Below are 25,362 nucleotides of genomic sequence, written 5' to 3'. Positions count from 1 at the left end.
AAAAGTTTTAGGCAGAAGTACTTGCCTTGAGTAATTTATTCTGTTCTTCCATCAGTTCTTTTAAATCTGATAATAGCTCTATATCCTTAGGAGTTGCAACAGTTTTATTTTTGGTGTCATTGGCCTTGCTTCGCAAACGGTTCATAGCTTTAACAACAATAAAAACCGTAAACCCTATGATTAGAAAATCTAAAAATACTTCAAACAACTTACCGTAAGCGATAGCGACCTCAGTAATGGTGACATCACCAGAAGTGTTTGTTACAGCATCACGGAGGACAATTTTTTTGTTTTCAAAATTTGTGCCATCAGATAAGAGTGACAACGGAGGCAACAATACTTGCTTTGCCAACACGTCAATCACTTTATTAAATGCTGCACCAATGATGATACCAATGGCCATATCCATCATATTGCCTTTTACGGCGAATTCTTTAAATTCTTTTAGGAGTTTCATAGGTCTAATTTATATTTTAATGACAAAAATTTATAAAGATAAGTTTCTCTTTTTGAGGTATTGAATAATTAAATACGCCACAATTAAATTAGGAATCCAACATAACCAGGCAACAATTCTGTAAGCCGGAATAAAATCACCAAAACTCACACTAAGTATAGGTAACCAAATTCTTAAAGTTACTGCCGAAAAACAAGCCGCATAACTATATATCATAAAATATTGATGTTTAATTATCTTACCTTTTTGTGCAGAACGATATCCTAAAAATGTAGTAGTTAACCAGACAATAGCTAAAGAGCCAAAGCCTACTTTACTAATTAATCCGCCTGTAGCATGAGAGGCAATATACAAACCACAGGTACCGCTTATTAAAACTGAAACCACATAAACCTTACCAATGTTTCTATGAATTTTTAAATTTTTTAATCTTTTTTTCCTGCTAAACTGCAACCAACCAATCAGTAATGCCAAACCACCAAAAACAATATGTCCATAAAACCCAAAATTCCATAGCACATCAGAAAGTAATGTATCCGTTTTTGATGCTAATAATCCAAACTTTCTATCAATAACAAAATAAATTAGCGGATAGAAGCCGATACTGACACAAAGGACACCAAAAGCATAGTAGCTTATTTTTTTAAGTATGACAGATTTATTAATCAATGGATCTTGCTTCAAAGATTTTCAAATATAAAAAAGTTCCCATTTTACGAGCTCTGCGTTTAGCGTTTTCGGCATAATCTCCTTCAAATAATTCGTCAATGGTTTCAAACCATAGATTAAGCCACAAACCAAAATGCAACTCAGTTATGCTATTATTATTATGGGCTTTATCCACCTTTACATGGGCTTCAAGCGGATTGCCATAATATTTCGTCTTTAAAAACAAACTCGATTCCCAAAACGTCGTAAGATGCTGAAGATGTGTATCCCAATCCTGTATGGTGTCGTTGAAAAAAGGGCCGAGAACATTATCTCTCCTAACTTTTTTATAAAATTCAGAAACTAACAAAAATATATCTTCTCGTGATTTAATGTCTGTTTTGGTCATAATTCAAAGTTATTCTTTTAATCCAAAACATATACTTGTAAAATGCGAAATCTTAGTATTTTTACACCATGATATCAGTAATACTTCTTGGAGCAGGAAACGTAGCTACACATTTATACAAGGCTTTCAAATCATCAGAAAGTGTTAAGGTAGCACAATGGTATAATCGCTCTTACAGTAGCATATCATCTTATGCCAATGAAGTTGAAACTACAGACCAGCTTTCGGATTTAAATGAAGCTGACATTTATATTATGGCTGTTAGTGACGATAGCATTTCTCAGCTTTCTAAAGATTTACCTTTTGAAAATCGATTGATAGCACATACCTCTGGCAGTGTTTCCATTCATGATATGGATAAAAAAAATCAACGTGCTGTTTTTTACCCCTTACAGACCTTTTCTAAAGAAGCCGAATTGAATTTTAGCGAAATACCAATTTGTATTGAAGTTACGGAAAAGCCCAACCTTCAATTTATGAAGGATTTGGCTGCAGCAGTAGATTGTAAACCTTATAAAATAAATACTGAACAACGGCAAACCTTACATCTCTCTGCTGTTTTCGTGAATAATTTCACCAATCAGTTGTATCGTATAGCGCATGAAATCAGTGATGCCAAAAGCATTAACTTTGATATTTTAAAACCACTGATTCTAGAAACTGCTAAGAAGGTTCAGGATATGTCACCATACATGGCACAAACAGGACCTGCAAAGCGCAATGACAAAAAGACGATTAAGCGTCATTTAAAGCAAATAGAATCCGAAGAACACAAAGCAATTTATGAGCTTTTGACGGCTTCAATAAAGAAAACGCATGGCGTTTCGACCCATCGAAAAACTAAAAGCATCCATAAAAAATCAAAAAACGAAACTGGTCACTGAGCGAAGTCGAGGTGACGCATAGCGAAATACAAATGAACAACGACAAAAGCTACAAAGAATATTTAGTAGATATTACCACCTTTATTTTTGATGTGGATGGTGTGCTTACCGATGGCACCATCAATGTAACCACCAATGGTGAAATGTTGCGCACCATGAGTATTAAGGACGGTTTTGCTCTTAAAACCGCTGTTGATACCGGTTTTAATATTTGCATCATTTCCGGAGGATCTAACGAAGGTGTACGTAAGCGTCTAGAGGGGTTGGGTATTAAAGATATCTTCCTTGGTGCGCACAATAAAATTGATCAACTCAACGAATACATCAGCAAAAACAATATTGATAAAACCAATGTGTTATATATGGGAGATGACATTCCAGATTTTCCTGTAATGAAATTGGTAGGTTTACCATGTTGCCCACAAGACGCTGCACCAGAAATAAAAGCGATTTCAAAATATGTATCGCATAAAAATGGTGGAAAAGGCGCTGTTAGAGATGTGATTGAACAGGTATTGAAAGTTCAGAATAAATGGAATGGCAACTTTAGTGCTAAATATGACTAGTTTTCACTGAATCGTTATTCGTAAATCAAAAATCGTAAATTCCTAAATGATCCACTTCCTCAATTTAATCCGTTGGAAAAACCTTTTAATGATTGCCCTTGTGCAAATCTTAATTAAATATGCACTACTGCTGCCCTTTTATGAAAGTCATGGAGTTATAACCACGCTTAGTCCATTGGCCTTTTTTCTATTGGTAATAGCTACCGTTTGCATAGCTGCTGGTGGTTATGTTATCAATGATATTTATGATGTTGAAGCAGATAAAATCAATAAGCCGAGTAAAGTTATAATCAACACCCATATTACTGAAAAAATTGCATTGCGTCTTTTTATAATTCTAAATGTTATTGGTGTTGGGATTGGTTTTTATTTATCTAACGGTATTGGCAAGTCAGGATTTTTCGTCATCTTTTTTATCGCTTCAGCACTACTCTATATTTATTCGTCTTTCTTAAAACAAATACTTTTGGTTGGCAATGTTATTGTTTCATTAGTCGTTGCCTTAAGTATTTTATTGGTAGGGGTTTTTGAATTATTACCGGTCATTAATGACGGTAATAGGGAAATTCAGATTTTCTTTTTCAGACTTATTTTAGACTACGCCATTTTTGCTTTCATAATTAACTTCATAAGAGAATTGGTAAAAGACATAGAAGATATTGACGGAGATCACAAAGTTGGTATGCAAACACTTCCTATTGTTTTGGGTAGAGAACGTGCCAATAAAATAGTATTTGTGCTATCGCTTATCCCTTTGTTTGCTGTAGTGTATTACGTGGTGGATAACCTATTTAAGCAACAACTTCTTGTAGGTTATTTCTTGGTATTGGTCATTGCACCTCTAATCTATGTCACAATCAAATTGTTTAGTGCAGAACACAAATCGCACTACAAACATATAAGCCTTATACTTAAGTTAGTGATGTTAACTGGTATGCTTTCTATGGCACTGTATTCTTATGTTTTAAATTAAATGCTGAACGACAAACTAAAAGATCACAACATTATTCTGGCCTCTGCTTCGCCAAGACGGCATACTTTTCTGAAATCTATGAACATAGATTTTGAAGTAAAGTTAAAATCCATTGACGAAGTCTATCCAAGACATCTAAAGGGTACTGAAATTACCGATTATTTGGCTAAATTAAAAGCTGAAGCCTTTATAAACGAGCTTCAACCCAAGGACATCCTAATTACAAGCGACACCATTGTTTGGTTAGATGGAAAAGCCGTAGAAAAACCAAAGGATGAAGACGATGCTTTCAGAATGATTAAATCGTTGAGTGCTAAAACACATGAGGTGATGACCTCTATTTGTTTTACTCAAACTTCTGAGCAACGATTGGTAAATACTATTACCAAAGTAACGTTTAAAGCCTTATCTGACGAGGAAATACGTTATTATGTTGAGGCATACAAACCATTGGATAAAGCCGGTGCTTATGGTATACAAGAATGGATTGGTGCGATTGGCATTACCAATATAGAAGGTTCATACAACAATGTCGTCGGACTACCAACCCATTTACTTTATGAAACGTTAAATGCCATTGCAGAAGGTCGTTAGGATTGTAACTTTGTTGTTCATAATCTTCTGGCATATTAAATTGTCACACTGAGCGCAGTCGAAGTGTCTTATAACCTTTAAATCTCTACCTATGAAGACAATACAAATTCTATCACTTGTTTCAATAATTTTTGTACTAAATTCCTGTAAAGAAAACAAATCTGAAACCTCAGATACTATTGCCATATCAGAACTCAAAGAAGAAAAGCAATCTCCCGAAACAAAGCTTTCAAAAGAATTTAAGGATTACTGGTATAATGGTGAAGCCGAAATCACCTCCTACAAGCTGGAACAAGCACGCTATGGAGAACTTAGGGAAGGCACAGCTGTTATGGTATTTGTCACTGAAGATTTTCTACCAGAACAACAGGTCAAAGCAGACAATTATGATGAATCCAACATTCCTGTTTTAAAATTGAACGCCACAAAAAATTTCAATACTGGTGTTTATCCATATTCCATAATGCAAAGCACGTTTTATCCCGTGGCAAACAATCAACATGCCATAAAAGTTACGGCTTCTGTACAGGAATGGTGCGGACAAGTCTATGCACAACTTAACAATCGTGATGATTTTGAAATCATGTCACATTCATACTTTCAAGGAGAGGCTGATCAAAATTTTAATATTGAAAAAAACTGGACGGAAAACGAACTATGGACAAAACTCAGAATAGATCCTCAAAGTCTTCCAACTGGTGAACTAAAAATTGTTCCTTCATTAGAATTTACGAGATTGCGACACCAACCTATAAAAGCATATGATGCTATCGCCAGTTTAGAAAATGGAATATACACACTTTCGTATCCTGAATTAAACAGAACACTCAAGATTAATTTCAACAATGAATTCCCTTTTGATATTTTAGGCTGGGAAGAAACATCAGAAAGCGGTTTTGGTGCTTCTACAAAGACTTTAACCACTAAAGCCACAAAACTTAGCTCGATTAAATCTGCCTATTGGAATAAAAACAATAACGCAGACGAAAGCCTTCGGGAAAAATTAAAATTGCAATAGCTTTTTAAGGAATCTAAGTTATATTTGTTAAGTACCAACTTACTTAACATGTCAAACTTTTTCAATACGTACCAATCTGAAATCATTACAACGGCAATACTTCTCATAATACTTCTCATTATTAGGGCTGTTATAGTCGTTACAGTAAAAAAAATAGGCAGACGAAGTGGTACTACAGAAGCTAGGGCAAATCTTATCGGTCGCTATGTTACGGTGACATTATTACTCATCGCCATATTGATTGAAGCCTTTATTCTTGGTGTTGAAATCAATCAAATCTCACTAGTTTTTTCTTCCGTTTTTGCAGTAATTGGTATCGCTCTTTTTGCCATCTGGTCTATTCTAAGTAATATAACCTCTGGCATTATTATGTTCTTTTCATTTCCTTATAAAGTGGGAGACAAAATAAAAATACATGATAAGGATTATCCTGTAGAAGCCATCATAGAAGATATTAGGGCATTTCAGCTAATCCTAAGGGACGACAATGGCGACTTGGTAACCTATCCCAACAACCTTATTCTTCAAAAAGCAGTAACTTTAATGGAGAAAGATGCTTTAGACGATAGCAGCATACTGTAGCCTATGTTAAAAAAGAGAAATAAAAAACGTACTCAAGAACACAAAAAACACATCGGACAAGTTCCAGGAACCCTGGTCTATACTGGTAAAAAATCGGATAAAGATTTTCAAGTTGAATGTTTTGACTACACCAAGGACGATATCGAGGAAACTATTTTGCTCAATATCGAAGATGCCGTAAACTATAAGGACACAGATTCCGTTACTTGGATTAATGTAGATGGCCTTCAGCATACTGATAAAATTGAGGATATTGGTAAGCAGTACGATTTGCACCCACTCGTTTTAGAGGATATTGTAAACACAACTCAACGCCCTAAAATTGATGAATACGAGGATTACCTCTTCGTCGTGTTGAAAATGCTCTATTACGATGTCAACGAAGAAATTGTTATTGAACAAGTAAGCTTTGTCCTTGGGAAAAATTATGTGTTGACTTTTCAGGAAGCCGAAGGTGACGTTTTTGGTACTATCCGTGAACGCTTGCGCTATGCCAATGGAAGAATACGTGGATTAAAATCAGACTATTTATTGTACGCCTTAATCGATGCTGTGGTGGATAATTATTTCAGCATCATAGAAACTTTGGGCAATAAGATTGAAGATTTAGAAACCGAATTGTTTACAGGCCATGCACGAGAAGATGTCAATATTGAGGTGCAGCAACTTAAGCGTGAAATCCTAAAAGTACGTCGTGCTATTTTTCCATTACGTGAGATTATTAATCGTATCGAAAAAGGAGAACATCCATTAATTTTTAAACGCACAATAACTTATTATAGAGATATTTACGATCATTTAATTCAAGTATCAGAAAACATAGATATTTATCGCGAAATGATTTGGAGTTTAATGGATATGTATATGACAACCATTAGCAACAAGATGAACGAAGTAATGAAAGTCCTCACGATAATGTCTTCCATTTTTATACCCTTATCATTTTTGGCAGGTCTTTACGGTATGAACTTCGAGTATATTCCAGAACTCAAATACCGCTATGGTTATTTTGTGCTTTTGGGTGTAATGTTTACCATCTTTATTGGGTTGTTGATTTATTTTAAGCGTAAGAAGTGGTTGTGAAAATAACCGTTAAACAAAACCTAAAACCAAGGCATAAGCGCGTAACTTTTTTATATTTGAAGAGTAACTAACTATTCACCTTATGCGCCAGATTAAACTTTGCCTCATCTTTCTTTTGGGCACAGTAATTTCCTTACCAGCACAACAACCCAAAAAACTTAATTCCTCAGAAATATACGAAGCCGTACAAAAACTCAACGTTTTGGGTTCTGTACTCTATATCGCTGCGCATCCAGATGATGAAAACACGAGGCTGATTTCGTACATGTCTAACGAAGTTAAGGCACGTACTGCCTATTTATCCTTAACACGTGGAGATGGTGGACAAAACCTCATCGGACCAGAAATAAGGGAACTACTTGGCGTTATCAGAACCCAAGAATTGTTGGCTGCAAGACGTGTTGATGGTGGTGAACAGCGCTTTACAAGAGCCAATGATTTTGGCTACTCAAAACATCCTGATGAAACTTTGGAAATATGGAATAAGGACGAAGTGCTTTCAGATGTCGTTTGGGCCATACGAGAATTTAAACCAGACATTATCATCAATCGCTTTGACCATAGAAGAGCAGGAAGAACGCATGGTCATCACACCAGTTCAGCGATGCTGAGCTTAGAGGCATTTGATTTAGCGAATGATGCTACAAAGTATCCATCACAATTAAACCTAACAGAAACATGGCAACCCAAACGACTATTTTACAACACCTCTTGGTGGCGATATGGTAGCAGAGAAGAATTTGATAAGATTGACAAAAGCAATATGCTCAATTTTGATATTGGAGTGTATTACCCATCCAAAGGTATGTCTAATAACGAGGTGGCTTCATTGGCAAGCAGTCAACACCTTTGTCAAGGTTTTGGACGTTTAATGACTCGTGGTACTCAAGACGAATATATTGAGTTTTTAAAAGGTGAACCTTTAGACGATAGCAACGATGTGTTTGCAGGTATTGACACCTCATGGAACCGAATTGAAGGCGGACAAGCTATTGGTAATATTCTAAATAAAGTTGAAAGTAACTTTAATTTTGTGAATCCAGCCACTCACCTACCGCAACTTTTAGAAGCCTACAAATTGCTTCAAAATGTAAAAAATGAACACTGGAAAACTATAAAAACTAAAGAACTTAAAACGATAATTGAAGCTTGCGCAGGATTGTATTTGGAAGTTTCTGTCAATACTCCTCATGCATCGCCAGAGTCCACAGTAAGTTTAAATATTGAGGCCTTGAACCGAAGTGCTGCCAAAATCGAATTGGTATCCTATAACCTTTCGACACTAGAAAACGGGATTTCAAAAAACATGGCAATGCCAGAAAATCAACGTCTAAATTTTGATGAAGGTATTACCATTCCTAAAGACATTCACTATACAACACCATATTGGTTGAACAAAAAAAGCACCTTGGGTATGTACCATGTTGAAAATCCGGAATGGATTGGATTGCCAGAAACACCTAGAGCCGTTTTTGTAGATTTTAACCTTAGTATTTTAAGCACACCAATTACCATAACCAAACCTGTGGTATATCGTTATTCAAAACCAGACAAAGGGGAATTGTACAGACCTTTTGAAATTGTACCTCCAGTGTCTGCAAGCATTGCTGATAAGGTTTTCATTTTTGAAAACGATCAGCAAAAAGACATTGAAGTCACCGTAAAAGCTAGTAGAGATGCCGTTGAAGGTTATGTGCAAATGGCCTACCCAAATGATTGGAGCGTATATCCTCAGAAACAAAAGATTGAAATTGCCAATAAAGGAGATGTTCAAAAATTAATGTTTACAGTTATTCCTCCAAAAAATCAGAGTGAGGGCTTAATCACACCAATGTTAAACTTTAATGGCGAATTCTACACCGACGAATTGGTTGAAATTGATTATGCTCACATTCCCTACCAAACCGTTTTGATGCCAAGCGTTAGCAAAGTGGTGCGCTTAGATATTGAAAAACGCGGTAACAACATTGGTTATATAGAAGGAGCTGGTGATGTGGTACCAGAAAGTTTGCGCCAGATTGGCTATAATGTCACCATTATTAAACCCGAACAAATTTCAGCAGACAACCTCGTTAATTTTGATGCCATAGTAGTTGGTATTAGAGCCTACAATATTTTGGATGAAATGAAATTCAAACAAAAATTTTTGCTGGATTATGTAAAAGAAGGCGGCAATATGATTGTGCAGTACAACACAAGTAGAGGTATAAAAACAGATAACATCGCTCCTTATGAGCTGCAATTATCCAGAGACAGAGTTACAGACGAAAATGCCGAAGTGAGAATTTTAGATCCAAATCACCCTATTCTCAATTTCCCGAATAAAATCACAACACAAGATTTTGAAGGTTGGGTACAAGAGCGTGGTTTGTATTTTCCAGGTGAATGGTCGGAAGAATTTACACCACTCTTAGCAATGAATGACAAAGGTGAAAGTTCTAAAGAAGGGAGCTTGCTCGTCGCTAAATATGGAAAAGGCAATTACATTTATACAGGATTGAGCTTCTTTAGGGAATTCCCAGCAGGAGTTTCTGGAGCTTACCGACTTTTTGCTAATTTGCTTTCCGCAGGAAAAGAGGATGCAACCAAGTTGAAGAATTGAGATATTGGATATGAGATATGAGATATGAGATATGAGATAACTTAAGAAAGATATACAGAGCAACAACCAACAACTAACAACTAACAACTAAACCAATGAACAACCAACCACAACCAAAACAAAAATGGGACAAATTGTACACCATCGTATTAATTGCCAATGCCTTGTACATCATTCTCTTTTACTTTATAACAGCTTCATTCGCTTAATTTTATGGTGCAAACTTTAGATTGGATAGACTGGACGGTTTTAATTGCCACACTGGCCACAATTGTGGGCTATGGTACTTGGAAAACCAGAGGTAGTAAAAATGTTCAGGATTATGTAAGAGGAGGAAACACCTCAAAATGGTGGACCATTGGATTATCCGTAATGGCAACACAAGCGAGTGCAATTACCTTTCTCTCTACTACTGGTCAGGCGTTTTCAGATGGTATGGGCTTTGTTCAATTTTATTTTGGACTGCCAATTGCCATGGTTATTATCTGCTTGGTGTTTATTCCACTCTATCATCGTCTAAAAGTTTATACAGCCTACGAATTCCTCGAAAATCGATTCGACCTTAAAACCCGAAGCCTCACAGCTATTCTGTTTTTAATTCAACGTGGCTTGGCTGCCGGAATTACAATCTTCGCACCAGCCATCATCCTTTCGGTTGTACTCGGTTGGAATATTGTAACGCTCAATATTGTTATTGGAGTATTGGTTATTATCTACACCGTTTCTGGTGGTACAAAAGCTGTTACGGTAACTCAAAAGCAACAGATGTTTGTAATTTTTGCTGGTATGGTTGCAGCATTAATTATCATTATAAACTTAATACCTGAAGAAGTTTCCTTTACTGATGCCATTGATATTGCTGGTGCTACTGGCAAGATGCAGGTTTTAGATTTTTCTTTCGATTTAGAAAATCGCTACACAGTTTGGACAGGCCTCATTGGTGGAACATTTTTAATGTTATCCTATTTTGGTACGGATCAAAGTCAGGTACAACGTTACCTTTCTGGCAAATCCATGAAGGAGATGCAAATGGGTCTTCTCTTTAATGGTTTATTTAAAGTTCCTATGCAGTTTTTCATACTGCTTGTGGGTGTGATGGTGTTTGTGTTTTATCAGTTTAATCCTGCACCATTAAACTTTATCGATAAATCGACCCAAACGGTTTTAGCTTCGGAATATGGTGACGAATACAGAGCACTTCAAGACAAACAAGCAACTCTATTTTCCCAGAAAAAGGAATTGAGTCTGAAACTATCGACGGACGAAAGTGAACGTACCAGAGTTCAACTTTCTAAATTAGACAGCATCGAAAAAACCTATCGTCTAGAGTCTAAATTCTTGATAAAGAAAGCTATTGATAATGAATATGCCAATAATTACACTAGGCTTCAAAATGAATTGGAAGGTCTAAGGGCAAATCCTGTTAGTGACGAATTTATAACTAAGGAAAGTGAGCTAAAGACACTTTATAATGATGCCGCTAAGGACACGCAGACCAACGACAGGGATTATATGTTCATTCGGTTTATATTGAACCATCTCCCAACTGGACTAATAGGATTATTGCTTGCTGTTATTCTATCTGCAGCCATGTCTTCAACAGCTTCAGAAATCAACGCTTTGGCAACCATTACTTCAATTGATTTATATGGCAGAAATCTAAAAGAAGACAAAGGCGAAGAGCACATGGTAAAAATGACCAAGTGGTTTACTTTGGGCTGGGGTATTGTAGCTATTATCATAGCCTGCTTTGCTGACCTGGCTGAAAACCTGATTCAGCTCGTAAATATCATCGGTTCAATTTTCTATGGAAATGTCTTAGGTATTTTCCTGTTGGCCTTCTTCTTTAAATATATAAAAGGTAATGCCGTCTTTACGGGAGCCTTAATCACACAGGCTATTGTTATTACCGGATGGTGGCTGGATTGGATGCCTTATTTATGGCTGAACTTGTTCGGTTGTATATTGGTAATTTTGATTGCACATATTTTACAGCTAATAAATAAGAATCTAGCAATTAAAAACTAGAATAAAAAAAAAGCGCAACCTAAGTAGATGCGCTTTTTTTCTAAATTATTCTGAGTTGCAATTACATCGCACCCCATTCTTTTAATGATTCTTTGTTCATTTTCACATAATCATCATTTCCGGCTTTTTGTGCACCTTCAAGTGATTTTTTAGCCGCAGCGATCGCACCGTCTTTATCTCCATTTGCAGCATGAATTAAAGACTGTTGTCTCAAGTACCAAAAACGCGGCTGTTCTTTAGTTAAATCTACAGCTTTATCAATCCACATCATAGCTTTATCCAAGTCTTTTCCTTCAGATAAGTTATAGACAGCAGCAGCATAATAATCATTAGCAGAAGGGCCACTCATCACTTTTGCGATTGAAGCAGATACTTTTTCAGCCGTTGGCACTTCAAATTTTACTCCAGCATAGGTGTTTTCCCATATAAACCCAAGCTCTGCAGAATTGTTAGTTAAACTATCGAATGTCATAGTCCAGGTCTCTACCTCCATAGGCATCTGATACGTCTCTACATTGACTTTGGCCGCAACTTTAGAATCATCCCATTCTTGAGGAGTTCCCCAATTATTGGTGTCTGAATAAAAATATACATCCCAAGATTTTTCATTAGGCGTAATAAAAATAGCATAAGAACCCGCTTTTACTTCATTACCTCCAATAGTAACATCATCGCTGAATGTTATGGTAGTATTTTTGTTGGCTCCTGCACGCCACATTTTACCATAAGGCACTAAATCACCAAAGATTTTACGTCCTTTCATACTTGGACGAGAATATTCCAAGGTTACATCTGTTAATCCAACCTGTTGCTCAACCTTACTCAAAGGACTTGGCGCAGGTGTTTCAATTTGTGCATTTACCGAAAACATCAATGTTAACGCAAATGCAAATAGTAATAATTTCTTCATTTTTTAATAGTGTTAAGTGTTTTGTTTAAAGTGCCTTAAAGTTACGACTTAAGAAAAGCGAAATATGTTAAGAAAGACTTAAAAACAACAATTATAACCCTCTAATCTTTTCTAATAAACATATTAATCGTAATATTGCAATATAATAATTAAAAATTATGGGATTAACTAAAAGCGAAATTTTCACTGAAGCGCAAAATCAAATATCGAGCATTGCCAAAGTCTTTGGACATCCTGCCAGAGTCGCCATATTACAACATTTGTTTAAGACCAACTCTTGTATATGTGGAGACTTGGTAGATGAAATTGGATTGGCACAACCCACCATTTCGCAACATCTTAAGGAATTAAAAAATGTCGGTCTCATTTCGGGCAATATCGAAGGCACAAGTGTATGCTATTGCATCGATAAAGCCAATTGGTCTAAAATGAAAGCCGTCATTAATGATTTTTTGAATCAAGATCTAAATGAGAATACTAATTGTTGTTAATTAAAATTACAAATCAAAAATTATGAAACTTTCAGAAATAAAATCGAAATTAAAGGAACTAGATAAAATAGCATTTCAATTGCCAAACGGAACATTGGTTCCCAATCACTTTCATGTAACCGAAGTTGGTAAAATCACCAAAGACTTTATTGATTGTGGAGGTACCGTAAGGCATGAAGAGGTGGTGAATTTTCAACTTTGGGAAGCCAATGATTACAACCACAGACTACATCCTGAAAAGTTGCTCCACATTATTGAATTATCTCAAAAAACCTTGAATATTGATGATTTAGAAATCGAAGTAGAATACCAAGGAGAAACCATAGGTAAATTTGGGTTAGACTTTAATGGCACTAACTTTCTATTAACTACAAAACAAACCGATTGTTTGGCAAAAGATAATTGTGGAATACCGGAAAAACAACCTAAACCAAAACTACAATTAGCAGATTTATCTGATGAACCTTGTTGCTCACCAGATGGCAACTGTTGTTAATCAAAATATAAACACACAATGATATTTTCAGAATTATCAGAAAAAATAGAAAGCTTAGATACCACTTCAATTTCAGAAGAAAGAAAAACAACGTTACAACCATTAATTGATTTTATAAAGACTAAAGCAGATGCTAAAGCTATAATAAACCTAAACTTTATCTGTACGCACAACTCGCGTCGCAGCCATTTATCTCAAGTTTGGGCACAAACTTTGGCTCAGCACTTTAATATAAAAAACGTGTTTTGCTATTCTGGAGGAACTGAAGCCACTGCCCTATTTCCTTCGGCTGCTGAAGCTTTGGAAAGCTCTGGGTTTAAAATTGAAAAACTATCCAATGAGGATAATCCTGTGTATGCCATAAAATATTCTGAAACTGCTCATCCTGTTATTGGATTTTCAAAAACATTTGATGCAGATTTTAATCCGTCATCTGAGTTTGCAGCCATTATGACCTGTTCTAGTGCCGATGAAGGTTGTCCGTTCATTGCTGGTGCAGAAAAGCGCACCCCAATAACCTATGAAGATCCAAAAGCTTTTGACGGCACACCTCAGCAAGCTGAAAAATACCTAGAGCGTAGTCTTCAAATTGCAACCGAGATGAAATATGTCTTCTCAAACATAAAACTCAATCATTAATAATATATGAGTTTAAATACATACCCATTAAATAAAAAACTTTGGTCTGAATTTATCGGAACGTTCGCTATGGTTTTCTGTGGCTGTGGAGCTATGACCGTAAACGAAATTACAGGAGGAAGCATTACACACGTTGGCGTAGCCATAACCTGGGGACTTATTGTCATGGCCATGATTTATGCCTTTGGTGAAATTTCTGGTGCACATTTTAATCCAGCTGTAACCATAGGTTTTGCTGTAGCCAATCGATTTAATTGGCAAAATGTGCCAAAATATATCCTTTTTCAAGTTGCGGGAGCTTTTATGGCCATTGCGATTTTATGGGTTTTATTTCCTGAGAGCAACAGCTTTGGGCACACTTATCCCGCAGAAGGATTCGAACCCTACAAAGCTTTTATTCTCGAACTGTTGCTCACATTCTTCCTAATGGTTGTTATTATAAATGTTTCTACAGGAAGTAAAGAAATCGGCGCCATGGCAGCAATAGCTGTAGGAGGTGTAATTTTATTGGAGGCTATGTTTGCTGGCCCAATGACCAAGGCCTCCATGAATCCTGCTAGATCACTAGCACCAGCTATTATTTCTGGAAATCTTCAACATCTGTGGTTGTATATAACAGCACCAATTATAGGAGCCTTTTTAGCCATTATGAGCTGTAAATTGGTTAAAGATGATGATTGCTGTGACGAAAATTGTTAAACACTTTTTTTTCAAATTCATATATTCTTGTTAAACTTTGTTTAACTTTTATTTAAAATAGTTAAACATTATGTATCTTTACATTGTAAATGAAATACAATGGCAAAGAAAAAATCAATCACAGAATCAAAAATCATTGAGTTATACATGGATTATGTACTAACTCATAATGAACAGCCCAAGTCTGTTTATGCTTTTGCAAAGGATAATAATTTTGAAGAACAAAAATTCTACGAATCTTTCGGCTCGTTTGACGCCTTAGAACAAAGTATTTTCAAAGTCTTTTTTGATAGTGCTTATGCAGTATTAGAGAAAAGCGAAGACTATATTAATTTCGATGCTAGAAATAAGTTACTAAGCTTCTACTACACCTTTTTTGAAGTTCTTACCGCCAATAGAAGCTACGTTGTGCATGCCTTAGAGCATAACAAAAATCAGCTAAAGTCACTTAAGACCTTAGCAAAATTAAAGCAGCGATTTTCAAATTACATTGAGCATCTCAATATTAAGACGCTAGATTTAAAGCAAGAACAGTTAGAGAGACTTCAAAATAGAGGCTTAAAGGAAACAGCTTGGTTACAACTACTTGTTACCATGAAATTTTGGTTAGATGATACATCTCCATCTTTTGAAAAAACAGACTTGTTTATTGAGAAGTCAGTAAGAGCGAGTTTTGATCTTATAGATACCACACCATTAAAGAGTTTAATAGATTTTGGTAAATTCTTGTATAAAGAAAAAACGCACAGTAATTAGATGAAGACAATAGACAGCATACCCATTACCAAGATTTCTAGAGCTAGTAAATTAGTGTCCACTGGTGCAAAAGTAGGTGTTAACTACTTAAAATACTATGGTGATAAAATGGTAAATTCAAAAGAAGATGCCAAAGAACGACTTAACCAGAATAATGCAGAGGATATATATGATAGCCTAAAAACATTAAAAGGTAGCGCCCTTAAGGTGGCTCAGATGCTGAGTATGGAAAAAAGCATTTTACCACAAGCTTACGTTGAGAAATTTTCCTTATCTCAATTTTCAGTACCACCACTATCACCACCTTTAGTAATAAAAACATTTAAGAAATATTTTGGGAAACATCCCGAAGAACTATTTGATACTTTCAACGCAACTTCAGTTAATGCTGCCAGTATAGGACAAGTCCATATTGCAGAAAAGGATGGGAAAAAATTTGCTGTGAAAATCCAATATCCTGGAGTTGCGGAGAGTATCGCATCAGATTTGGCTTTAGTAAAGCCGATTGCTATTAAGATGTTTAATATTAAAGGTAAAGATTCGGATAAATACTTTAAAGAAGTAGAAAACAAGTTAACAGAAGAAACTAACTATTTATTAGAAATACAACAAAGTAAAGACGTTGTAGAGGCTTGTAAGCATATTCCTAATTTAAAATTCCCGAATTATTACGAAGAATTTTCTTCAGAGCGCATTATAACAATGGATTATATGAAAGGAGAACACCTTTCAGAATTTGTGGCGCACAACACAGACCAAGAAGTATCCAATAAACTCGGACAAGCGCTTTGGGATTTCTATATGTATCAAATTCATAAATTAAAAAAGGTGCATGCAGATCCTCATCCCGGAAATTTTTTGATATCTAAAGAAGGTCATTTAATTGCGCTCGATTTTGGGTGTATGAAAACCATTCCTGAAACATTTTACAAACCTTATTTTGAATTAGCAGATAAAGCTTGTATCGATAATCCTGATGCTTTTTCTGAGAAAATGTATCAGCTGGAAATACTAAAGTCTGATGATTCCAAAGAAGAAATCGAATTCTTTTCTGCAATGTTTCACGAGTTACTTAGCCTATTCACTCAGCCATTTCAAAAAGAAATATTCGATTTTTCAAATCCTGATTTTTTTAATCAAGTGGCAGAGATGGGTCAGAAATATTCAAAAAGCACAGAGCTTAGAAATATGAATGGCAACAGAGGTTCTAAACACTTTATTTACATCAACAGAACGTTCTTTGGGTTATATAATTTAATGTTCGATCTTAAAGCTGAAAATATTAAAATCAACAATTTTACAAACCTTTAAAATGGCAAAATTCAGCTTAGATGATATTAACCAAATGCATCATTTGTATCGCATTAATTTAATTAATAGTTGCTCTGGTTATAAATCGGCTAATCTCATTGGTACCAAAGATGATACAGGTGTAAGTAACGTGGCGGTATTCAGTTCTATAACACATTTAGGTTCTAATCCTGGGCTTTTAGGTTTCTTTTTGCGACCTACAACTGTAATTAGAAACACCTATGATAACATTAAAACTACAGGGAAATATACTATAAATCATATACACGATGGTATTTTAGAAGATGCGCATCACACCTCTGCCAAGTACGATTCAGCAATCTCAGAGTTTAATGTCACGTCTTTAGAGGAAGAATACAAAGACAATTTTATAGCACCATTTGTAAAAGGTTGCCCTGTGCAATTAGCAATGAGTTATGTGGAAGAGTACCCTATTAAGGCAAATAACACTATCTTACTCATTGGTAAAATTGAAAAACTCTATGTGCCTGATGATTTATTAGAAAAAGATGGATTCATCAATTTATCTAAGGGCAAGGTAGCGACTATCAACGGGTTAGATGGCTATGCAGTACCAGAGTTAAAAACACGATTAGAATATCAGCGCCCAAAACCAGAATTTGCAATCCCGAATGACTAATGCGCATATTAATTACAGGCACAACAGGCTATATTGCCAAAAGACTCGCACTTCAACTTCTAGAAGATGAACACGAATTAATATGCTGTGTACGTGATTTAAACCGTATTCCAGATGAAATAGAAGACAACCCTCTTTGTTCTTTTATAAAAATTGATTTTTTAGATCCTGAGCCCAATAAAATTCCTAAAGATATTGATGCCGCATATTACCTTATCCATTCTATGGCAACTGGTTCTGATGATTTTGAATCCCTAGAACGTCAATGCGCCCTTAATTTCAAAAACCTAGTTAACGCTACTGATTGCAAACAGGTCATCTACCTTAGTGGGATTGTTAATGATGAATCATTGTCTAAACATTTAGAGTCTAGACTACAAGTAGAGGAAACTTTAAAATCAGATGAATATGCACTCACTACACTGCGTGCAGGCATCATAGTAGGAAGCGGTAGCGCGTCGTTTGAAATTATTAGGGACATTGTTGAAAAATTACCTGTTATGATAACTCCAAGGTGGCTAAACACTAAAACCCAACCCTTGGCTATACGCGATGTACTTGGCTATCTATCTGGCGCATTGGGGAAAAAAGAATTATACAACAATTCCTATGATATTTATGGCCCTGAAGTTTTGACTTACAAAGAAATGCTATTGCAATTTGCAGAGGTTCGTGGCCTGAAGCGTTACATCTACACCTTACCTGTCTTAACACCTAAGTTATCGTCTTATTGGCTGTATTTTGTAACATCCACTTCATTTCAACTGGCTCAAGCATTGGTAGACAGCATGAAAGTAGAAGTTATTGGCAAACCAAGCAAAATCAATGATGTTATAGACATAAAACCGGTTGATTATAAAACTGCGGTTGATTTAGCATTTCAAAAAATTGAACAAAATGCGGTGATATCAAGCTGGAAAGATGCCGTTAGCAGTGGCCGATTTAGAAGTCAATTATCTAAACACATCGAGCTACCTCAATATGGCTGTTTTAAAGATGTGAGGTCGAGAAATATAGTAGATGAAGAATACACCTTAAACAAAATTTGGAGTATTGGTGGTCGTAACGGATGGTATAGCTTTAATAACCTTTGGAAGCTAAGAGGTTATATGGATAAACTATTTGGTGGTGTGGGATTACGAAGAGGTCGTACGCATGATAATTATCTTGAAGCTGGTGACCCTCTCGATTTTTGGCGTGTACTTTATGCTGATAAAAACGAAAAACGGCTTTTATTATTTGCCGAAATGCGATTGCCTGGAGAAGCCTGGTTGGAATTTAAAATTGTGAAGGACAAACTATATCAGCGTGCAGTGTTTAGGCCTAAAGGCGTTTGGGGACGATTGTACTGGTATATGGTTTTACCGTTCCATGCCTTTGTCTTTAAAGGTATGCTAAATGCCCTTGTAGAACCGAAATGAAAGGTGCAAAAAAACAACATTTACCAGAGAAAATTTGCCTTGTTTGTGGACGTCCATTCACATGGCGCAAAAAATGGGCAAAGGATTGGGACAACGTAAAATATTGTAGCGAAAAATGCAGAAGGACAAAATAAAAAACTTGGTTTGGTTTAGAAATGACCTAAGAACAATTGACAACGCTGTTTTAGCTGAAGCAACAAAGAACGGCCACAAACTTGTTGGCGTATATTGTTTTGACCCAAGACATTTTGAAGTCGATAAATTTGGGTTTAAAAAGACAGAAAAGTTCAGAGCTAAATTCCTGATAGAGACAATTCACGATTTAAAAGAACAGCTCAATCAGCTCAATATTGATCTACTGGTTTTTCTTGATGCACCTGAAGCTGTCATTCCAGAGTTGGGCAAAGCACATCAGATAACGGACATTTACCTTCAAAAAGAATGGACGCAAGAGGAAGTAGATACTGAGAATTTGGTGAAAGCCGAACTAGAGGATATCAACTGGCACCATATTCACAATCAGCTTTTATTTCATCCAGAAGATATCAATTTTGAAATTTCTAAAACACCACAAGTTTTTACTGTATTCAGAAAGAAATTAGAAAAGTATGTTGACATAAGACATGAGGTGACAACCAAAAAGCAAACCAACGATAATAGAATTGAAAACAATACCAATATCCCAACGTTGTCAGACCTTGGGTTTAAAGACTTTGAACAACATCCGCATTCAGCATTCCCTTTTAAAGGCGGTGAAACCGAAGCCTTAAATCGATTAAACGATTATTTCTTCAATACTAAAAAATTAGGATTCTACAAGAAGACTAGAAATGGCTTAGTTGGTGTTGATTACAGTTCAAAATTTTCACCATGGTTGGCTAATGGCAGTATTTCTGCGAGAACAATCTATTGGAACGTAAAACAATTTGAAAAAGAACATTTTAAAAACCAATCAACCTACTGGTTGATTTTTGAATTGATATGGCGTGATTATTTTAAGTACGTATCCATTAAGCACGGTAGCCAAATATTCAAACTAGGAGGTATACTTCAAAAAGATTACGAATGGTCTACAAACCAAACTCAAATCAATAATTGGATTAATGGCGAAACCCAGTCTGACTTTGTAAATGCCAATATGATTGAACTCAAAGAAACCGGCTGGATGAGTAACAGAGGACGCCAAAATGTGGCGTCCTACTTCGCTAAAGAATTAGAACTCGATTGGCGTATTGGCGCATCCTATTTTGAGTCTTTATTAGTAGATTACGATGTACACAGCAACTACGGCAATTGGATGTATGTAGCAGGTGTTGGTAACGACCCTAGAGATCGAAAATTCAATGTGCAATTGCAAGCAGAGCGCTATGATGCTAATGGAAAATTTAGAAGTCTTTGGTTGCAACCTAGCTTATTTTAATAATGAAAGAAGCCGTACTCATATTCCCACATCAATTATTCAAAAATTCACCAATTCTCGAGGTAAAAGCTGATGTCTATATCATTGAAGAATTTCTATTCTTTACGCATTACAAGTTTCACAAACAAAAAATTGCCTTTCATAGAGCTTCCATGAAGGCTTATGCAGAATATCTTAAGAGTAAAGATAAAACGGTTAATTATATTGATGCTACATCAGACTTAAGTGATGTAAGACAACTCATCCCTAAACTGATTGATGAAGGTGTCGAAAAGCTTCATATCATTGACCCAACAGACAATTGGTTGCAAAAACACATTAATGAAGTTTCTAATGCTATTGACATAAAATGGTATGAGAACCCACTTTTTATAAACACAAAAGAAGAACTCACTTCGTTCTTTAAACCGAATAAAACGAAATTCTTTCAAACATCGTTTTACAAACAACAGCGTAAAAATCGTGACATCTTAATGGTTTCTGAGGAGCCAGAAGGTGGCAACTGGACCTATGATGGTGACAATAGAAAGAAGTATCCTAAAGATAAAACACCACCACATATTCAATTTCCGGATAAAAGTGATTATCACAAGGAAGCTGAAAACTATGTGACTGATAATTTCGGCAATCACTATGGTGAACTTACTGATTTAACCATTTATCCTATAGATTTTAAATCATCTGAGGATTGGCTACAACAGTTTTTTGAACAACGCTTTCATGAGTTTGGACCCTACGAAGATGCTATTGTTAAGGAAGAACACTTTTTAAACCATAGTATCCTCTCACCGCTTATTAATGTAGGATTACTGAACCCTTCAGAAGTGATTGAAAAAGCGATTGGCTTTGGAAATTCAAATGATGTTCCCATCAATTCCATTGAAGGTTTTGTCCGTCAAATATTGGGCTGGCGCGAATTTATTAGAGGTGTCTATGAAGTAAAAGGAACAGAAGAACGCACTAAGAATTTCTGGAATTTTGATCGAAAAATTCCTTCGTCATTCTATGATGGCACAACAGGTATAAAACCCATCGACGACGTTATAAAAAAAGTCCTCAAAACAGGTTATGCACACCATATTGAGCGCCTAATGATTCTTGGTAATTTTATGGTGTTATGTGAATTTGATCCAGACGAAGTGTACAAATGGTTTATGGAATTATTCATTGATGCTTATGATTGGGTGATGGTACCAAACGTCTATGGTATGAGCCTTTATGCTGATGGTGGCCTAATGTCGACCAAACCTTATATAAGCAGTAGTAATTACATCATGAAAATGAGCAACTATTCTAAAGGCGATTGGCAAGACACTTGGGATGGTCTATTCTGGACCTTTATGGATAAGCATCGCGATTTCTTCTCAGGCAATCCTAGATTAGGTATGCTTTTGGGCAATTTAGATAGAATGAACAAAGAAACTTTAGAAAACCATTTCAACAATGCTGAACAGTTTTTAGAGCAACTTTAGTATGGCAGAAAAAGAACATATCAATGTCGTTTGGTTAAAGCGCGATTTAAGACTTCAAGACAATGAAGCTATTGCAAACGCCCTAAAAGCCGGAAAACGAACCTTGATTCTTTATGCTTTTGAATATATCATTCTAAATGATGAACATTATAGCGAACGCCATTTCAATTTTATAAAGGAATCCATTCGAGATATCAATGAAAGCCTTAAAGAATACAATACTAAGGTTTTAGCTGTGACCTGCGATATTCAAAGTGCGTTTAATCTCATTCAGGAATTTTATAAAGTTAACGCCATCTATTCGCATGTAGAAACAGGATTGTTGGTCACCTACAACAGAGACAAAGAATTTACGAGATATTGTCGGAATAATTTTATCGATTGGCACGAGAGCAAAAACAACGGTGTAGAGCGTGGATTGCTAAATCGAGATAATTGGTTTGAAAATTGGGAAAGCTATATGAACAAGGACTTGGAAATCTTTAAGCCCAACGATAACCAATTGATAAATAATACCGCTATTGAAACCTTAGAAAAGGTATTTACAGTTACCGATTTAGAGACACCATCAGTCACTAATTTTCAAAAAGGAGGTAGCACCATGGGTTGGAAATATGCCAGCTCTTTCTTTGAAAGCAGACATGAAGATTACATGTTCAATATATCTAAGCCCGAGGCATCACGTAGTAGTTGCAGTAGGATTTCACCCTATATAGCTTGGGGAAACTTGTCGATACGCCAAGTTTATCAAAAAGCAAAAGCTTTAAAAACCAATGCAAAGGATAAATCTCATATTGCGGCATTTATATCGCGTTTACGATGGCAAGCTCATTTTATTCAAAAGTTTGAAATGGAACACACCATGGAAAACGCAAGTATTAATAAAGGCTACCATAAGCTGAAAAAGAGTATTTCAAAAACATATCAAAAAGCTTGGAGAGAAGGTAAAACTGGTTTTCCGTTAGTAGATGCCAGTATGCGATGTCTTATTGAAACTGGATATATTAATTTTAGAATGCGTGCAATGTTAGCATCGTTCTTTACGCATATTCTCTGGCAGCCTTGGCAAGATGCTACCACACATTTATCACAACAATTTCTTGATTTTGAACCTGGCATTCATTTTCCGCAATTACAGATGCAAGCAGGCGAAACAGGAATAAATAATCTTAGAATTTACAATCCAACTACCAACAGTCTCAAACACGATCCTGATGCGGTCTTTATCAAAAAGTGGGTGCCCGAATTGAAAAATTTAGACCTACCACTTATTCACGAACCTTACCTTATGACTGAAATGGAACAAGCATTCTATAATTTTAAGCTTGGTGAGGATTATCCATTTCCAATTGTAGATATAAAGGAGAACCGCAAGTATGCCAGCGATATTCTTTGGAATATGAAAAAAGATCCTGATGTTATGCGTGAAAGTTTTAGAATACTTAAGCGACATACCATTAGTGATAGAAAGCGCATGTTACGAAACGAATAGACTCCAAATTTTCAACATTCATAATTCTGTGTTAATTTTTGTTTAACTTTTTACATAAAAGGTTAAACATTTTGTATATTTACGGTGTAATGATTTTAAACACAACACATCATAATAGTGAGCACAGGCAAATTATAGCCGACCTTATTGGCAGTCCTTTTAGTTTGGTACAAATATTGAAACTTAAAGGTATAGGCTCTAAAAGGATGATAATAGAAGAAGTAAGTCCTAATATGCAGAGCATGATGAACAAAGTGTCAGATATAAATTATGCTAATATAGAATTACGGCCTAAGGGTATTTTGGTGATGATCAATCAAGGGCTAAGAAATTTTACTTGGATAATTCCTTACTATCAATTAGTAATATATAAGGTTAATGGATCTAGTCTGCACGCACAAGGTAGGTTTATCCGTTTTAGAAACAGTAAAACGTTTAAAGAGAACAAGAAATTCTTTAATAAGTTACTCGATCAGAAAGTTAAATACGACATGCAATATGCAATGCCTGAAAGTCTATGAATTTAAGTATTAGAGATATTGATCGTATTATAGAAATGGCATGGGAAGATAGAACACCATTTGAAGCAATAACATTTCAGTTTGGTTTAAAAGAACAAGAAATTATTGATTTAATGCGGAGAGAAATGAAACCTAGTAGTTTCAGAATGTGGAGAGCACGAGTTCAAGGACGAGCAACCAAACACATTAAAAAAAGAACATTCGACAAAGGCAGATTTAAATGTACGCGTCAAAGAACAATAACAAATAACTCTATAAGTAAACGTTAACACGTGCTTTGATTTAAGCTTGGAGTACTTAAAGACAGCACATTAAAAAGATTTTTATGAATACTACAACTTCCACTAAAAATGGTCAGAAATTAAATGGATTTTCGATTGAAGATATTGGAGATGACCATTTATTTACAAGTCTAGAGACACCTATGAAGCCTAACGCTTTTGAGATGTCCAATGACGAAAAAAAACAGCGAATTTCTATACTATTTTCTGAAATAATGGATGTATTGGGCTTAGATTTAAAAGACGATTCATTACAAGGCACACCAGACCGCGTTGCCAAGATGTACGTCGAAGAAATATTCTCTGGCCTCGACCCAAATAATAAACCTAAAGTAGCGTTATTCGATAATAAATATCAGTACAATCAAATGTTAGTGGAGAAGAACATTACGTTCTACTCAAATTGCGAACATCATTTCGTTCCTATAATTGGCAAAGCACATATTGCCTACAAATCATCAGGGAAAGTCATAGGGCTTTCAAAACTGAATCGCATCGTACAGTATTACGCAAAGCGCCCACAGGTTCAAGAACGTTTAACCCAGCAAATAGCAAACGAACTTAAAACTGTACTTGAAACCGACGATGTTGCCGTAATCATTGATGCTAAACATTTATGTGTTTCATCTAGAGGTGTTAAAGATGATACATCAGCAACAGTTACAACTTATTATGGTGGAATTTTCAACACACCCGAAAAAATTGTTGAATTACAGAATTATATAAACAATTAGCAAATGGATATATTAGAAAAAGCAACTGAATTTGAAAACAGGAAGTTTTCTTTCAAGACAACTAGTGACAGAATCTTGGCCGCAAGAGAAGCCAAAGAGATTATTCTTGGTGTAAACGAAGTTTACAAGCAGAAGAAAGACGCAAAATTAATGGAACTCATGAAGCGTTTAACAGTTATAAAACAAAAGATTGAAAAACGTTTAAAAGGACGTCCATTAACAGCAGCATAAGCAA

At 35.6% G+C, this 25,362-nt stretch carries 29 protein-coding genes; 25 read left to right on the top strand and 4 right to left on the bottom strand.

Annotated features, from left to right (window positions below; all coding sequences use genetic code 11):
* Nucleotides 1–7: 7 nt before the first annotated feature.
* Genes mscL through SIB89_RS15405 form a run of 3 tightly spaced genes read right to left on the bottom strand, consistent with a single transcriptional unit; the run spans nt 8 to nt 1,514 of the window.
* On the bottom strand, nt 8–457 hold the full coding sequence (mscL, locus tag SIB89_RS15415) for a large conductance mechanosensitive channel protein MscL (RefSeq protein WP_273289450.1): 450 nt from the start codon (nt 455–457) through the stop codon (nt 8–10).
* A gap of 30 nt (nt 458–487) precedes the next feature.
* A complete protein-coding gene (locus SIB89_RS15410; protein WP_273289449.1) occupies nt 488–1,141 on the bottom strand; it encodes a DUF2306 domain-containing protein in 654 nt (217 codons plus the stop codon).
* Nucleotides 1,119–1,514 carry a group III truncated hemoglobin gene (locus SIB89_RS15405; protein ID WP_412560465.1) on the bottom strand — a complete coding sequence of 132 codons (396 nt, stop codon included), beginning with the start codon at nt 1,512–1,514 and terminating at the stop codon, nt 1,119–1,121. The genes SIB89_RS15410 and SIB89_RS15405 overlap by 23 nt, the downstream gene beginning before the upstream one ends.
* Before the next feature lie 68 nt (nt 1,515–1,582).
* On the opposite strand from SIB89_RS15405, the gene SIB89_RS15400 reads away from it, so the two are divergent.
* The 9 genes from SIB89_RS15400 (at nt 1,583) to SIB89_RS15360 (ending at nt 11,844) form a co-directional block, all read left to right on the top strand.
* Nucleotides 1,583–2,398 (top strand): Rossmann-like and DUF2520 domain-containing protein, encoded by an 816-nt coding sequence (locus tag SIB89_RS15400; RefSeq protein ID WP_412560464.1) that lies wholly within the window; start codon nt 1,583–1,585, stop codon nt 2,396–2,398.
* Nucleotides 2,399–2,430: 32 nt separating this feature from the next.
* The gene (locus tag SIB89_RS15395; protein WP_412560463.1) at nt 2,431–2,964 is read left to right on the top strand and encodes a KdsC family phosphatase; all 534 of its coding nucleotides are present in this window, start codon (nt 2,431–2,433) and stop codon (nt 2,962–2,964) included.
* A 46-nt stretch (nt 2,965–3,010) separates the two neighbouring features.
* Nucleotides 3,011–3,937: a geranylgeranylglycerol-phosphate geranylgeranyltransferase gene (locus SIB89_RS15390; RefSeq protein WP_273289445.1), complete on the top strand. Its 927-nt coding sequence runs from the start codon at nt 3,011–3,013 to the stop codon at nt 3,935–3,937.
* Nucleotides 3,938–4,531 (top strand): Maf-like protein, encoded by a 594-nt coding sequence (locus SIB89_RS15385; RefSeq protein ID WP_273289444.1) that lies wholly within the window; start codon nt 3,938–3,940, stop codon nt 4,529–4,531.
* A 91-nt stretch (nt 4,532–4,622) separates the two neighbouring features.
* Entirely contained in the window at nt 4,623–5,549 is a 927-nt protein-coding gene (locus SIB89_RS15380) for a septum formation inhibitor Maf (protein ID WP_273289443.1), read from the top strand.
* A 48-nt stretch (nt 5,550–5,597) separates the two neighbouring features.
* Entirely contained in the window at nt 5,598–6,131 is a 534-nt protein-coding gene (locus SIB89_RS15375; RefSeq protein ID WP_155089613.1) for a mechanosensitive ion channel domain-containing protein, read from the top strand.
* 3 nt (nt 6,132–6,134) lie between these two features.
* Entirely contained in the window at nt 6,135–7,214 is a 1,080-nt protein-coding gene (gene corA, locus SIB89_RS15370; protein WP_155089612.1) for a magnesium/cobalt transporter CorA, read from the top strand.
* A gap of 82 nt (nt 7,215–7,296) precedes the next feature.
* Complete coding sequence (locus tag SIB89_RS15365) at nt 7,297–9,816, top strand: PIG-L family deacetylase (protein WP_412560462.1); 2,520 nt, start codon at nt 7,297–7,299, stop codon at nt 9,814–9,816.
* A 213-nt stretch (nt 9,817–10,029) separates the two neighbouring features.
* Nucleotides 10,030–11,844 (top strand): sodium:solute symporter, encoded by a 1,815-nt coding sequence (locus SIB89_RS15360; RefSeq protein ID WP_273289441.1) that lies wholly within the window; start codon nt 10,030–10,032, stop codon nt 11,842–11,844.
* Between the two features lie 61 nt (nt 11,845–11,905).
* Here SIB89_RS15360 and SIB89_RS15355 read toward each other — a convergent pair whose 3' ends face one another.
* Nucleotides 11,906–12,754, bottom strand: a complete 849-nt coding sequence (locus SIB89_RS15355; RefSeq protein WP_273289440.1) for a DUF2911 domain-containing protein — start codon at nt 12,752–12,754, stop codon at nt 11,906–11,908.
* Between the two features lie 158 nt (nt 12,755–12,912).
* Here SIB89_RS15355 and SIB89_RS15350 point away from each other — a divergent pair, with 158 nt between their 5' ends.
* From SIB89_RS15350 to SIB89_RS15275, 16 genes are all read left to right on the top strand, one after another.
* Complete coding sequence (locus SIB89_RS15350) at nt 12,913–13,245, top strand: ArsR/SmtB family transcription factor (RefSeq protein ID WP_273289439.1); 333 nt, start codon at nt 12,913–12,915, stop codon at nt 13,243–13,245.
* Nucleotides 13,246–13,267: 22 nt separating this feature from the next.
* Entirely contained in the window at nt 13,268–13,741 is a 474-nt protein-coding gene (locus SIB89_RS15345; RefSeq protein ID WP_412560461.1) for a DUF6428 family protein, read from the top strand.
* Between the two features lie 18 nt (nt 13,742–13,759).
* Entirely contained in the window at nt 13,760–14,380 is a 621-nt protein-coding gene (locus SIB89_RS15340) for a low molecular weight phosphatase family protein (protein WP_412560460.1), read from the top strand.
* Nucleotides 14,381–14,386: 6 nt separating this feature from the next.
* Nucleotides 14,387–15,079 (top strand): MIP/aquaporin family protein, encoded by a 693-nt coding sequence (locus tag SIB89_RS15335; RefSeq protein ID WP_412560459.1) that lies wholly within the window; start codon nt 14,387–14,389, stop codon nt 15,077–15,079.
* 99 nt (nt 15,080–15,178) lie between these two features.
* Nucleotides 15,179–15,835 carry a TetR family transcriptional regulator C-terminal domain-containing protein gene (locus SIB89_RS15330; protein WP_412560458.1) on the top strand — a complete coding sequence of 219 codons (657 nt, stop codon included), beginning with the start codon at nt 15,179–15,181 and terminating at the stop codon, nt 15,833–15,835.
* Nucleotides 15,836–17,146, top strand: coding sequence for an ABC1 kinase family protein (locus SIB89_RS15325; protein WP_412560457.1), 1,311 nt, complete (start codon nt 15,836–15,838; stop codon nt 17,144–17,146). It abuts the gene before it with no gap.
* A gap of 1 nt (nt 17,147) precedes the next feature.
* Entirely contained in the window at nt 17,148–17,786 is a 639-nt protein-coding gene (locus tag SIB89_RS15320) for a flavin reductase family protein (RefSeq protein ID WP_412560456.1), read from the top strand.
* Entirely contained in the window at nt 17,786–19,207 is a 1,422-nt protein-coding gene (locus tag SIB89_RS15315; RefSeq protein WP_155089601.1) for an SDR family oxidoreductase, read from the top strand. The genes SIB89_RS15320 and SIB89_RS15315 overlap by 1 nt, the downstream gene beginning before the upstream one ends.
* The gene (locus SIB89_RS15310) at nt 19,204–19,341 is read left to right on the top strand and encodes a DUF2256 domain-containing protein (RefSeq protein ID WP_412560455.1); all 138 of its coding nucleotides are present in this window, start codon (nt 19,204–19,206) and stop codon (nt 19,339–19,341) included. The genes SIB89_RS15315 and SIB89_RS15310 overlap by 4 nt, the downstream gene beginning before the upstream one ends.
* Nucleotides 19,323–20,627, top strand: a complete 1,305-nt coding sequence (locus SIB89_RS15305) for a DASH family cryptochrome (protein ID WP_412560454.1) — start codon at nt 19,323–19,325, stop codon at nt 20,625–20,627. The genes SIB89_RS15310 and SIB89_RS15305 overlap by 19 nt, the downstream gene beginning before the upstream one ends.
* Before the next feature lie 2 nt (nt 20,628–20,629).
* Nucleotides 20,630–22,099 (top strand): cryptochrome/photolyase family protein, encoded by a 1,470-nt coding sequence (locus tag SIB89_RS15300; protein ID WP_412560453.1) that lies wholly within the window; start codon nt 20,630–20,632, stop codon nt 22,097–22,099.
* Between the two features lies 1 nt (nt 22,100).
* Nucleotides 22,101–23,591: a deoxyribodipyrimidine photo-lyase/cryptochrome family protein gene (locus SIB89_RS15295; RefSeq protein WP_412560452.1), complete on the top strand. Its 1,491-nt coding sequence runs from the start codon at nt 22,101–22,103 to the stop codon at nt 23,589–23,591.
* Nucleotides 23,592–23,680: 89 nt separating this feature from the next.
* On the top strand, nt 23,681–24,112 hold the full coding sequence (locus SIB89_RS15290; RefSeq protein ID WP_273289427.1) for a hypothetical protein: 432 nt from the start codon (nt 23,681–23,683) through the stop codon (nt 24,110–24,112).
* On the top strand, nt 24,109–24,381 hold the full coding sequence (locus tag SIB89_RS15285; protein ID WP_155089595.1) for a TIGR03643 family protein: 273 nt from the start codon (nt 24,109–24,111) through the stop codon (nt 24,379–24,381). Before SIB89_RS15290 ends, SIB89_RS15285 begins: the two co-directional genes overlap by 4 nt.
* 56 nt (nt 24,382–24,437) lie before the next feature.
* Entirely contained in the window at nt 24,438–25,127 is a 690-nt protein-coding gene (gene folE / locus SIB89_RS15280) for a GTP cyclohydrolase I FolE (protein ID WP_155089594.1), read from the top strand.
* Nucleotides 25,128–25,130: 3 nt separating this feature from the next.
* Nucleotides 25,131–25,358, top strand: coding sequence for a hypothetical protein (locus SIB89_RS15275; protein WP_155089593.1), 228 nt, complete (start codon nt 25,131–25,133; stop codon nt 25,356–25,358).
* Nucleotides 25,359–25,362: the final 4 nt, after the last annotated feature.

Source organism: Winogradskyella sp. MIT101101 (genome assembly GCF_047126865.1).
GTDB classification, from domain to species: Bacteria; Bacteroidota; Bacteroidia; order Flavobacteriales; family Flavobacteriaceae; genus Winogradskyella; species Winogradskyella ouciana.
This window is presented reverse-complemented; position numbering and strand designations above follow the sequence as displayed.